13 protein-coding genes are annotated in these 11,681 nt (G+C 54.2%); 7 read left to right on the plus strand and 6 right to left on the minus strand.

What is annotated here, in order from left to right:
* The first annotated feature begins 81 nt into the window (after positions 1 to 81).
* From moaB to KGP21_RS09385, 6 genes are all read left to right on the plus strand, one after another.
* Positions 82 to 594 (plus strand): molybdenum cofactor biosynthesis protein B, encoded by a 513-nt coding sequence (moaB, locus tag KGP21_RS09360; RefSeq protein WP_071683174.1) that lies wholly within the window; start codon positions 82 to 84, stop codon positions 592 to 594.
* A gap of 3 nt (positions 595 to 597) precedes the next feature.
* Positions 598 to 1,077, plus strand: coding sequence for a cyclic pyranopterin monophosphate synthase MoaC (moaC, locus tag KGP21_RS09365; RefSeq protein WP_021180397.1), 480 nt, complete (start codon positions 598 to 600; stop codon positions 1,075 to 1,077).
* Positions 1,074 to 1,319, plus strand: a complete 246-nt coding sequence (gene moaD / locus KGP21_RS09370) for a molybdopterin synthase sulfur carrier subunit (protein WP_021805226.1) — start codon at positions 1,074 to 1,076, stop codon at positions 1,317 to 1,319. The genes moaC and moaD overlap by 4 nt, the downstream gene beginning before the upstream one ends.
* Positions 1,320 to 1,321: 2 nt before the next feature.
* Positions 1,322 to 1,774 (plus strand): molybdopterin synthase catalytic subunit MoaE, encoded by a 453-nt coding sequence (gene moaE, locus KGP21_RS09375; protein ID WP_021805225.1) that lies wholly within the window; start codon positions 1,322 to 1,324, stop codon positions 1,772 to 1,774.
* 125 nt (positions 1,775 to 1,899) lie between these two features.
* Positions 1,900 to 2,607, plus strand: coding sequence for a Bax inhibitor-1/YccA family protein (locus KGP21_RS09380; protein ID WP_021180400.1), 708 nt, complete (start codon positions 1,900 to 1,902; stop codon positions 2,605 to 2,607).
* Between the two features lie 198 nt (positions 2,608 to 2,805).
* Positions 2,806 to 3,237, plus strand: coding sequence for a DUF2628 domain-containing protein (locus KGP21_RS09385; RefSeq protein WP_059200189.1), 432 nt, complete (start codon positions 2,806 to 2,808; stop codon positions 3,235 to 3,237).
* Positions 3,238 to 3,799: 562 nt separating this feature from the next.
* Here the strand turns inward: KGP21_RS09385 and dinQ are convergent.
* The 6 genes from dinQ to cecR form a co-directional block, all read right to left on the minus strand.
* Positions 3,800 to 3,883 (minus strand): damage-inducible type I toxin DinQ, encoded by an 84-nt coding sequence (gene dinQ / locus KGP21_RS29755; RefSeq protein WP_363136641.1) that lies wholly within the window; start codon positions 3,881 to 3,883, stop codon positions 3,800 to 3,802.
* Between the two features lie 352 nt (positions 3,884 to 4,235).
* Positions 4,236 to 5,342, minus strand: a complete 1,107-nt coding sequence (locus KGP21_RS09390) for an ABC transporter permease (protein WP_021805223.1) — start codon at positions 5,340 to 5,342, stop codon at positions 4,236 to 4,238.
* Positions 5,343 to 5,351: 9 nt separating this feature from the next.
* Positions 5,352 to 6,488 carry an ABC transporter permease gene (locus tag KGP21_RS09395; protein WP_021805222.1) on the minus strand — a complete coding sequence of 379 codons (1,137 nt, stop codon included), beginning with the start codon at positions 6,486 to 6,488 and terminating at the stop codon, positions 5,352 to 5,354.
* Positions 6,485 to 8,221 (minus strand): ATP-binding cassette domain-containing protein, encoded by a 1,737-nt coding sequence (locus KGP21_RS09400; protein WP_021805221.1) that lies wholly within the window; start codon positions 8,219 to 8,221, stop codon positions 6,485 to 6,487. The genes KGP21_RS09395 and KGP21_RS09400 overlap by 4 nt, the downstream gene beginning before the upstream one ends.
* Positions 8,222 to 8,230: 9 nt before the next feature.
* Positions 8,231 to 9,217, minus strand: a complete 987-nt coding sequence (gene hlyD / locus KGP21_RS09405) for a secretion protein HlyD (protein ID WP_021805220.1) — start codon at positions 9,215 to 9,217, stop codon at positions 8,231 to 8,233.
* A 27-nt stretch (positions 9,218 to 9,244) separates the two neighbouring features.
* Complete coding sequence (cecR, locus tag KGP21_RS09410) at positions 9,245 to 9,943, minus strand: transcriptional regulator CecR (RefSeq protein ID WP_021805219.1); 699 nt, start codon at positions 9,941 to 9,943, stop codon at positions 9,245 to 9,247.
* 323 nt (positions 9,944 to 10,266) lie between these two features.
* On the opposite strand from cecR, the gene rhlE reads away from it, so the two are divergent.
* Positions 10,267 to 11,640: an ATP-dependent RNA helicase RhlE gene (gene rhlE, locus KGP21_RS09415; protein WP_024483101.1), complete on the plus strand. Its 1,374-nt coding sequence runs from the start codon at positions 10,267 to 10,269 to the stop codon at positions 11,638 to 11,640.
* Positions 11,641 to 11,681 lie beyond the last annotated feature (41 nt).

Here is an 11,681-nt window from a genome sequence, read left to right on the forward strand (position 1 = left end):
CTCTCCCTGTGGGAGAGGGTTAGGGTGAGGGGGCAACGCCAAGTCTAACCGAGCATCCAATGAGCAGGAGCACAACACACAATGAGCCAAATCAGCAGTGAATTTATTGCGGCAAAGATTGCCATTCTGACCGTTTCGGATCGCCGCACTGAAGCGGACGACACCTCCGGGCAATATCTACAGGAAGCCGCGCAGGAAACCGGCCATCAGGTAGTGGCTCGTGCCTTGGTCAAAGACAATATTTATCAGATCCGTGCGCAGGTTTCCGCATGGATTGCCAGCGATGACGTGCAGGCCGTGTTGATTAACGGTGGCACCGGCTTTACCTCCGGGGACAATACGCCAGAAGCGCTATTGCCGCTGTTTGACCGTGAAGTGGAAGGGTTCGGCGAACTGTTCCGCATGGTGTCATACGAAGAGATCGGCACCGCGACCCTCCAGTCCCGCGCGGTGGCCGGTATTGCCAACCAGACGGTGATCTTCGCCATGCCGGGTTCCACCCGCGCCTGTCGTACCGCCTGGGAACGTATTATTGAAGAACAGTTGGACGCGCGCCATCGCCCGTGCAACTTCTTACCCCATTTGAAGAAATAATCCATGACGCAGCTAACCCACATTAACGCCGCTGGCGAGGCCCATATGGTCGATGTCTCTGCCAAAGCGGAGACGGTACGTGAAGCCCGTGCCGAGGCTTTTGTTGAAATGCAGGCGGCAACGCTGGCGATGATTATCGACGGCAGCCACCATAAAGGCGACGTATTCGCCACGGCGCGTATTGCCGGTATTCAGGCCGCGAAGCGTACCTGGGAACTGATCCCCCTTTGCCATCCGTTGATGCTGAGCAAGGTGGAAGTACAGCTCGAAGCGCAGCCGGAATTTAACCGCGTGCGTATCGAAACCTGCTGCCGTTTGACCGGTAAAACCGGGGTTGAAATGGAGGCGTTGACTGCCGCTTCGGTGGCCGCGCTCACCATCTACGACATGTGCAAAGCGGTACAGAAAGATATGGTCATTGGCCCGGTGCGGCTGCTGGCAAAAAGCGGCGGCAAGTCCGGTGATTTTAAGGTGGAATTATGATCACTATTTTATTTTTCGCCCAGGTGCGTGAACTGGTCGGCACCAGCACGCTGAACCTGCCAGCGCAGTATCTTACGGTTGAAGAGCTGCGTAAATCGCTGTGCGAGCGTGGCGATCGTTGGGCGCTGGCGCTGGAGCCCGGTAAATTGCTGACGGCGGTCAACCAATCGCTGGTGGCCGCAGAGCATCCGCTGCAAGCCGGTGATGAAGTGGCTTTCTTTCCACCGGTAACCGGAGGTTAACAGTGGAAAATACTCGTATCCGCGTTGGCCAGGCAACTTTTAGCGTAGGTGAAGAATACCAGTGGCTGGCACAGTGTGATGATGACGGCGCGGTGGTGACCTTTACCGGCAAGGTACGCAATCACAATCTGGGGGATGACGTCAGCGCGCTGTCGTTGGAGCATTACCCTGGCATGACTGAAAAAGCCCTTGAAGAGATCGTTGCAGAGGCAAGAACCCGTTGGCCATTGCAACGGGTAACGGTGATCCACCGTATCGGTGATCTCTTTCCTGGTGATGAAATTGTGTTTGTCGGCGTGACCAGCGCTCACCGCAGTATGGCCTTTGAGGCGGCACAATTTATTATGGATTACCTGAAAACCCGAGCTCCCTTCTGGAAACGTGAGGCGACCGGGCAGGGAGACCGCTGGGTAGAGGCTCGCGATACGGATAAACAAGCCGCCAAGCGTTGGTAAATCGCGCCTCAACAGCGGAAATAAATCAATACCTTTGCCCGTTTCGCGTAGCGTTTTCTGTGATACGCTTACTATTGGCAGGGGAAGTTCCCCGAAACTTGGCTCACATGTAAAAGGTAACCGTCATGGACCGATATCCACGTAATGGTTCGATCGTTGAACGTGCCAACAGCGGCATTCAGGCTTATATGGCGCAGGTGTATGGCTGGATGACCTGTGGCTTGCTGTTGACCGCATTTGTTTCCTGGTATGCAGCGCATACGCCTGCGATCATCAACTTTATTTTCTCTAGCCAGATCACCTTCTTTGGGCTGATTATCCTGCAGTTGGGCCTGGTGTTTGTGATTTCCGGCATGGTTAACCGCCTGAGCGGCACCATGGCCACTGGGCTATTTATGCTTTACTCGGCGCTGACCGGGTTAACGCTATCGAGCATCTTCATTGCCTACACCTATAGCTCGATCGCCAGCACCTTCGTGGTCACTGCGGGTATGTTCGGCGCGATGAGCCTGTACGGCTACACGACCAAACGCGATTTGAGCGGTTTCGGTAGTATGCTGTTTATGGGGCTGATTGGTATTGTGCTGGCTTCACTGGTGAACATCTGGCTGAAAAGCCCGGCGCTGATGTGGGCAATCACCTATATCGGCGTGCTGGTATTTGTGGGCCTGACGGCGTATGACACCCAGAAACTGAAAGCGATGGGTGAACAGCTGAATGCCGATGATAAAGACAGCTTCCGCAAATACGCTATCGTTGGCGCATTGACGCTGTATCTCGACTTTATCAACCTGTTCCTGATGCTCCTGCGTATCTTCGGCAACCGCCGCTAATATGCTAGCTCAGCAATAAATATCTGGCCCCGTTTTAACACGGGGCTTTTTTATGGGATTTTTCTGGTTTCTGGTTGAAAAATTATCACCTTGACATCTATAAGGTTTTTTTTGTTTAATATCCGATGGATAGGGAGGGTAAAAGTCATATCTGTCTTTTACTTAGGATGATAATAATATGGATTGTGAAAAGCTATCATGGATAAGACCGAATTAAGTCAAAAATGGAAAGATCGTTTTGCTCTGTTTGACAGTGTGGCTGGAAATATCCACTCACAGCAATACAAAGACACGATAAAAAATATGAAATTCCTCGCCCGTACTAAATATGTCTTTAACTTTTATGCTTTTTTCTTTGGTATTATTTATTTCTGCATTCTTGGTTTATGGAAGAAAGGGTTGGTGCTATTCGGTGCGGTTGTAGTGCTTAATGTGATTCTGATAATTATTGATGCTGGGACAGCAATGAATCTGGAACCAGCGATCCGCGGTATTAATATTGCCTATGCAGGTACTTGTGCCATGATTGCCAACTATGCCTACTATCTCAAAGAAGTCAAAGGGTTGGATGGTTGGAACCCGATAGAAGGTTTTACCAAGAAATCGGCTGAAAAAATTGCGCAATCCTAAACATTACTAACTAATGAATATTTGAAAGGTTAAGCGAGCAGGGCAATCAGCTAGATATTGCCCTGCATATTTAAAATCTAGCTGGTTTGGAAAGATGCTATTATTACAATAAGATAAAGTGCAAAACTCACTAAAACGATAAACATAGCTAGCAATGCTGACCACTTTAATCTGGATTTAAATAGTCCAACCAAAGCAAAGCAAAATACCAGGATATTCATCGTTATATTGATGAAGCAGAGGATACTCACTACGAGATCGATCCACTCCGCCGTTTCGTCAGGCACGAAAGAGGCTACCATGAGTATAATGACCAAGGCTAACAGGTTGAACCAGGCCATCTTCAACCCAAAACGGACCATGCTGTCAAAAGTGTTGTCCTTAACTACCGCCGATTCCGTCAAATCGCCCTCCATAAGCAATTAAATTACAGTACGCATATTCTACGCATTCTGTTTACGGTTTAACATCATTTCCATAGCGCTTCACTTCACCGTTGCACAGAAATATTAAAAGCCGGAGAGTGGTTAACTCCCCGGCCTTAGCTACGTTTCCACCATCATCAATCGATGAACCGGCGGATCAGTTCCAGCAGCGCAACCAGCGCTTTCAGAACGATGAGAACTTTATCGATTAAAGCTTTCACCCGTTTTCTTCATAAATGGAGTGAAAGCCCCCTACTTGCCCTTACACTGCCTGTTATAGGGGTTGCCCTTCATTGTTAGATGTGGACTGCTTCACTCTGGCTAGAGCACCAGAACCGGCACCACCCGTCACTCCAGCCAGGACTTGAATACTTTCCCTCGCAGACCAGAGTTCCGCAGCAAACAGCGCTAACCTGCTGATTATATCGTCTATGCGGTAGTTTGAAAATCAATCAAATCCTGCGTATACTGATTACGTTAGATGTGGACTGCCTCACTCCGGCTAGAGCCACCAACTCAGTGCCGGAAAGTAAAAAAACCGACCTCACCCGTCGGTTTTTTTACGCCCGAAATTCAGGCAATCTTGCGCCGGAACATGGCATAGGCCGCGCTGCCGGTGGTGGCGGTGATCACCAGTAATGGCCACAGGCTGTGCCAGATAATGCCGAAACCGGCATCCTTGAGGTAGATCTGCTTGGTGATATCGGTGAAGTGGCGGATAGGGTTGGCCCAGGTAAGATGCTGTAGCCAAACCGGCATATTCTCCACTGGCGAGACATAGCCGGAAAGCAGTATCGCCGGCATCATAAACACAAACACCCCGATAAATGCCTGCTGCTGCGTCGCGCACAGCGAAGAAATCAGCAGCCCGAAGCCCACCAAAGACAGCCCGTAAACCAGCATGGTGCCATAGAACAGCAGCAGCGAACCGGCAAACGGGATCTGATAGGCAAAGATACCGATAAACAACACGATCGAAGCCTGGAAGGTGGCAATGATCAGGGCCGGTACCGCCTTGCCGATAAAGATCTGCCAGGTGGTTAAAGGCGAAACCAATAACTGCTCTAACGTGCCTTGCTCACGTTCACGCGCGACGGAAAGTGAGGTAACGATCAGTACGCCGATGGTGGTGATCATCGCGATCAGCGAAGGCACCACGAACCATTTGTAATCCAGATTCGGGTTATACCAGTTACGCACCACCAGTTCGCTGTTGTTGGGCTTGGTACGCTGCCCAATCAGCTCATTCTGGTAGTCCTGCACGATCTGTTGCACATAGTTGGCGGCGATCTGCGCGCTGTTGGAGTTACGACCATCGAGGATCAACTGCAACGGCGCGGTATTACCGCTGGCGATATCCCGTGAGAAGTTGGCCGGGAAGCGGACCAGCAGCAGCGCCTTCTGATTATCAATGGTGGTTCTAATCTCCTGCGGGCTGCGTAACAACAGCACGTGAGAAAAGGCTTTGGCTTTGGCGAGGCGCTGAGTCAGCTCAATGGAGTGCTGGCCGCTGTCCTCACTGTACACCGCGATGGTGGCGTTGGTGACTTCCAGCGTGGCGGCGAACGGGAACAACACCACCTGCAACAACACCGGCATAATCAGGATCGCGCGGGTCTGCGGATCGCGCAGCAACGACTGCATTTCTTTAACGATCAACGTCCAGAGACGGTGAAACATGGCTTCCCCTTAATCCAGCCGCCGCTGGGTTTTCCAGGCCGTCAGGCCGATAAACACCACCGCCGAGGCGATCAAAAACAGCAGGTTAATCACCAACACGGTGCCGATGTTGCCCGCCAGGAACAGTGTTTGCAGCGTGCTGACAAAGTAGCGCGCCGGAATGATATAGGTCACCGCACGCACCACGGCGGGCATACTGTCGATCTGGAAGATAAATCCAGACAGCATAATTGAAGGTAAAAAGGCGGCGTTCAGGGCTACCATTGCCGCGTTAAACTGGTTGCGGGTGATGGTCGAGATTAACAGCCCCATGCCGAGCGTGCTGGCCAGGAACAGGCTACTGATCACGAACAGCAGCAGCAGGGAGCCACGGTAGGGCACGCCGAGTACAAATACCGAAACCACCATACACAGCACCATGGCGATCATGCCCAGGAAATAGTACGGCACCAGCTTGGACAGCAGCAGCTCGCTGCGTGTGACCTGGGTGGAAAGCAGTGCCTCCATGGTGCCACGCTCCCATTCGCGGGCGATTACCAACGAGGTCAGAATGGCACCGATCACCGTCATGATAATGGTGATGGCCCCCGGAATAATAAAGTGCTGGCTGATGGCCGCCGGGTTAAACCAGTAGCGCATCTGGACTTCAATCAGTGGCTTGTCATCACGCCCCAGATCGGTGGCGCGCTGTTGCTGCCAGATTTGCCAGATCCCCTGGGTATAGCCTTGCACAAAGTTGGCGGTATTGGGCTCGCTGCCGTCGGTAATGACCTGCAACGGAGCGCGGTCGTTGGGCCTTGCCAAATGCTCGGCAAAATCGCTGGGGATCACTACCAGGCCGCGGATGCTGCCAGCCTGCATCATCTGGATCAGCTGCTGGCGGTTATCGCTGACGGTCGGTTCAATATAGGGCGAGCCGATAAAAGCATTGGCCAGATCGCGAGCCTCTTCGCTTTGCTGCTCCATCAGGATCCCCAGCCGTAGCTTGCTGGAATCCAGATTGATGCCGTAGCCAAAGATAAACAGCAGCATCAACGGAATGACGAAGGCAATCAGTCCGCTGCTGGGATCGCGCAATATCTGCCGGGTTTCTTTCAGGCACAATGCCCGCAGCCGCCGCCAGGAAAAGCCGTTGTCGCTGCTCATGCTGTCTCCTCCCGATCGTAACCCTGCACCAGTTCGATAAACGCCTCTTCCATCGAAGGGTTGGGGTTTTGCTCGCTGGCTATCTGCTGTTTGAGATCGTCCGGCGTACCGGCGGCGATGATTTTGCCGCGATACACCAGGCCGATACGATCGCAGTATTCCGCTTCATCCATAAAGTGGGTGGTGACCATCACCGTCACGCCTTTATCCACCATGCCGTTGATGTGCAGCCAGAACTCGCGCCGGGTCAGGGGATCGACGCCCGAGGTGGGCTCATCAAGAAACAGAATATCTGGCTCATGCATCAGCGCGCAGGCCAGCGCCAGCCGCTGTTTGAAACCGAGCGGCAGCGAATCCGGCGTTTGGTTGAGGATCGGGGCGAAGTTGAAGGCGCGAGACATCTCCTCGATTTTATCGCGCTGGCTCTTACCGCTTAGCCCATAAACGCCAGAGAAAAACTTCAGGTTCTGGGCCACCGTCAGGTTGCCATACAGCGAAAATTTCTGCGCCATATAGCCCAGATGCTGGCGCGCTTTGCCGGAGCTGGTTTTTAGATCCATACCGAGCACCAGCGCTTTGCCATCGCTAGGTACCAGCAGGCCACACATCATCTTGAAGGTGGTGGATTTGCCCGCGCCGTTGGGGCCAAGCAGGCCAAAAATCTCGCCGCGCTGCACCTTGAAATCCACATGATCGGTGGCCGCAAAGTCGCCGAATTTTTTGGTCAACCCCTGTGCTTCGATCACCGTTTCCGAGTTGTCGCCCGTTACCGTAGGCATGATCTCGGCCAGGGCGGATTTGCTGTTCGGGCCGCCGCCCAGCAGATCGATAAACGCATCCTCAAAACGCGGATCGGCCTCGGTTAATTCGGCCTGTGGCAGATCCAGATCCCGCAATACCTGCTGGTGATCTTCACCCGGCTTGAGGATCAGCCGCAGATATTTCCCCTGGATCACACCGTCGCTAACCGCAGGCAGGCAGATCGCCCTCTGCAACAGCGATCGGTGGCTACCGGCTGGGGTGTCGATCAAAATGGTACGGCCAGCCATGCGCTGGGTAAGATCCTGTGGCGCGCCGCTGAACAGCAACTCACCTTCGTTCATCAGCAGCACTTCGCGGCACTGCTCAGCTTCGTCTAGATAGGAGGTACTCCACAGGATCAGCATGCCGTCGTTGGCCAGCTCATGCACCATTCGCCACAGTTCACGACGTGAAATGGGATCGACGCCGACGCCGGGCTCATCCAGCAGCAGCACCTGAGGTTGACCAAGCAGCGTACAGGCCAGCCCTAGCTTTTGCTTCATCCCGCCGGAAAGCTTACCCGCCAGACGTTCGGTAAAGCGGGTCAGATCGGTAAACGTCAGCAACCGCTCAAAGGTTTGCTTACGCAGATCGCCGGTGACTCCGCGCAGATCGGCATAAAGCGTGAGATTTTCCATCACCGTCAGATCTTCATACAGCCCAAACTTTTGCGGCATGTAACCGAGAATGGCGTGCAACTGGCGATCCTGTGCGATCGGATCCAACCCGGCGACGGTCAGCTTGCCGCTGCTGGGGAGCAGCAAACCTGCCAACATGCGCAGCAGGGTAGTTTTGCCCGCGCCATCGGGGCCAACCAGCCCGGTCACCGCACCACTGCGCAACGTGGTCGTCAGGCTGGCTACCGCTGGTTTATCGAGTGATGGAAAGCGTTTTTCCAACGCCACCAGTTCAATCGTATGTGCCTGTGCCATCACGGTTCCTTACGGTTGTGTGAAATGGACGGTTACCGGCATCCCCTGACGCAAGGCGTCATCGGCATCGTTGACGATGATCCGCAGGCGGTAGACCAGATCGGTACGCAAATCTGGCGTTTCTACGCTTTTGGGAGTGAACTCCGCGGTGGGGGAAACAAAGCCGATCTTGCCGTGATAAGGCTTGCCAGGGCGGCTGTCGGTCTCGATCAAGACTTCGGTACCTGGCGTAGCGCTACCCAGGCTGGCTTCATTGATGTAGGCACGAACCCATACCGGCCGCGTCAACGATAGGGTAAACACTGTGCTGCCAGCGCTGAGCATGGTGCCTGGCTCCACGGCTCGCGTCATTACCGTACCAACGGACGGTGAGAGCAGGGTGGTGTCATGCAGATCCAACTGGGCTTGCGCCAGTGCTGCCTCGGCTAGTGCCAGATTGGCTTTGGCCTGTTCGATTTCCTGTGGGCGGTTACCGGTCAGGTATTGCGACAGTTTGTCTTTCGACGCCTGCAAATTTGCCTGCGCCTGATTACGCGCGGTGCGGGCATCTTCCAGGGCGTTGGCAGAGGTGGCCTTTTTCGCCCATAGCCCCTGCTGACGTTGGAAGAAGCTGTCGGCATAACTGAAGGCCGACTGCCGTTGCGCCACTTCGGATCGTACCTGAGCAATCTCCTCGTTGCGGTAGCCTGCCTGCAATAAATCCAGTTTGGCTTTGGCGCTGGCAACGTTGGCCTGTGCCTGTAGCAACGCGTTCTGGTAAGGGGCATCGTCCAGTTTGCCCAGCAGCTGCCCCTGTTGCACGCTGTCCCCTTCGTCTACCGCCAGTGAGGCCAACCGGCCATTAACGCGGAAACCCAGGTTGACCGTGCGGATATCTACATTGCCATACAGCGTCAAAGGCTTGTCCTGCTGGCGTTGGTAAGACCAGAAACCGTAGGCCGCAGCGGCGATCAGCACGATCGCTATACCCACAATGGCAACTCTTTTCTTGTTCATAATGTTCCTTGACTGCAAGACGGAAAGTTAGACGGCGTAACGCTGGCGTAGCCCGTTAACCAGAATGTCGATATGTTCGGCCAGCACCTCGCTAATTTGCTCGGCTTCTTCTGCCGCGATCTGATGCCAGCCTGCCTGGCGTAGCAAAGTTTCCCGGCCAACGCGGAATGCCAGAACCTCACCGATCAGCGCATGGGTATGCAAGACGATTTTGGTGGAACGCTCATCGATGCCGGTGTAGCCCGCTAACAGGCGACACAGTAAGTGATGCAACGGGGCTATCACTTGCTGGTGGATCAGCGGATAAGCATCGGTTGGCGAAAGCTGTTCGCGAGACATAATCTTGCTCAGATTGAGCGTGTGGGGCTCGGTCATCAGTTGGCTGAAGGCCAGCAACCCGCTTTTGAGATGGTAGAGATAACGCTCCGGCTGGCGTTGCTCCGCGGGCAGTTGATAGAAACGTTCGATTTCTTCGCTCAGTGGGCGGAAACTTTGCTGGATAAAGTCGGCAATCCACTGGGCTACCGCCAGATATAACCCCTCTTTCGAGTTGAAATAGTAGGTGATAGCGGCGATGTTCTGCCCGGCACGCTGGGCGATTTGCCGCGTGGTGGCACCCGAAAGGCCATATTCGCCGAACACTTCAATCGCGGCGGTGAGCAGTTGTTGGCGCGCTTGTTCACCCCGTTTGAGAGGGCTTAGCGGCGGGTTTTCTGCAGAGGACATAGGTTGACCCAAAAAGTTAATCAATCATATGATTAACTTTAGGCCGGGCGGGCTAAAATGTAAACCACAGGCCAGAACATTTTGCTTTTCCGTGAGCTTGCTCGGCGAAAAGTGCTGTGAACACGTAAAATTGCCTTTTCTTGTTCGATTTCTGCTACACTCTCGCGCTTGGTGCACTGCAGTTTGTGCCAATCCCTCGAGGTCATGCCGAGGATGTGCCGCAAAAAAGTGCGAGTACCTCCTTATGCCCCGTCTGATCATCCTCCCGGAAACTGCACCGAACATTTGTTTAGGTTAGGGGGGATCTGGAGTTTTTCTCTACTATGTCATTTGAAACCCTCGGCTTAAGTGCTGAAATTCTGCGCGCTGTTGAAGAACAGGGCTATCGCGAACCTACGCCAATTCAACGCCAGGCAATCCCGGTGGTATTGGCAGGCCGTGACCTGATGGCCAGCGCCCAGACCGGCACCGGTAAAACAGCTGGTTTTACCTTGCCGCTATTACAGCTGCTGAGCAAACACGATCACCCAATCAAAGGCCGCCGCCCGGTGCGCGCGTTGATCCTGACGCCAACCCGTGAACTGGCTGCACAAATCGGTGAAAACGTTGAGGCTTACAGCAAACACCTGCGCCTGCGTTCGCTGGTGGTGTTTGGTGGTGTGAGCATCAACCCGCAGATGATGAAGCTGCGCGGCGGCGTTGACATCCTGGTGGCAACGCCGGGTCGCCTGCTGGATCTGGAACATCAGAACGCGGTTGATCTGTCCAAAATTGAAATTCTGGTGCTGGACGAAGCCGACCGCATGCTGGATATGGGCTTTATCCATGATATCCGCCGCGTGCTGTCCAAGCTGCCTGCCAAGCGTCAGAACCTGCTGTTCTCCGCGACCTTCTCCGATGAGATCAAAGGGCTGGCCAGTAAACTGCTGACCAACCCGGCCTCGGTAGAAGTGGCTCGCCGCAACACCGCATCTGAGCAAATTGAACAGAGCGTTCACTTTGTCGATAAGAAGCGTAAGCGTGAACTGCTTTCCCAGATGATCGGCGAAGGTGACTGGAAGCAGGTGCTGGTATTTAACCGTACCAAGCACGGTGCCAACCATTTGGCTGAACAACTGAATAAAGATGGCATCACCGCTGCGGCTATCCACGGCAATAAAAGCCAGGGTGCCCGTACCCGCGCATTGGCAGATTTTAAAGACGGCAAAATCCGTGTGCTGGTAGCTACCGACATCGCTGCGCGCGGCCTGGATATCGATCAGTTGCCACACGTGGTGAACTACGAACTGCCAAACGTACCGGAAGATTACGTCCACCGCATTGGCCGTACTGGCCGTGCCGAACGTACCGGTGAGGCGATCTCGTTGGTCTGCGTGGATGAACACAAACTGTTGCGTGATATTGAGCGCCTGCTCAAGCGTGAAATTCCACGTATTGCGCTGCCAGGCTATGAGCCGGACCCAAGCATCAAAGCCGAACCGATCATCAATGGCCGTCAGGCTGGTGGTGGCCGTGGTGCTCCGCGTGGCAACGGCGGCGGCGCTCCGCGTACCGGTAACGGTGGCGGCCAGCGTAGTGGCAATGGCGGCGGTCAGCGTGAAAATCGCGGCGGCGGCAGTGCTCGCCCGCAGGGTGACGGCAAACCACGTTCAGGTGCTCCATCGCGCCGTCCGCATAGCCGTAAACCGTCTGAGTGATCCTCGATTGATGATCTATACTGAACCGCCATTGATTGGCG

The organism is Serratia sp. JSRIV004, from assembly GCF_019968705.1.
GTDB classification, from domain to species: Bacteria; Pseudomonadota; Gammaproteobacteria; order Enterobacterales; family Enterobacteriaceae; genus Chania; species Chania fonticola_B.